1 protein-coding gene is annotated in these 259 nt (G+C 63.7%); it reads right to left on the bottom strand.

Going from position 1 to position 259, the window contains the following annotated elements; translation table 11 throughout:
* Positions 1-244: glycosyltransferase (locus SB772_RS42720; protein ID WP_410838861.1), on the bottom strand; the 244-nt coding region annotated here is incomplete at its 3' end.
* Positions 245-259: the final 15 nt, after the last annotated feature.

Genomic DNA, 259 nt, shown 5'->3' with positions numbered 1-259 from the left:
CGCGCAGTCCCGCCATCACGGCCGCGCCCTTGCCACCGTTGACGGGCAGGCGCAACAGCGTCATCTGCTCGCGATGCTGGCAAGCAAGCTTCGCGAGCACGGCTTGCGTCGGTTCATCGCTGCCGTCGTCGACGACGAAGATCGGCAATCCATGCACGGCAAGACGCTCGACGGTGCCGCCGATCGCGTCCTTGTGGTTGTAGATCGGAATGACGATGCATGCGTTGAAACCTGCGTCGCTCATGCACGCTCCCGATAC

The organism is Paraburkholderia sp. SIMBA_030 (assembly GCF_046535245.1).
Taxonomy (GTDB): Bacteria; Pseudomonadota; Gammaproteobacteria; order Burkholderiales; family Burkholderiaceae; genus Paraburkholderia.
The sequence above is the reverse complement of the archived record's forward strand: the minus strand, read 5'-3'. Positions and strand labels throughout refer to the sequence as shown.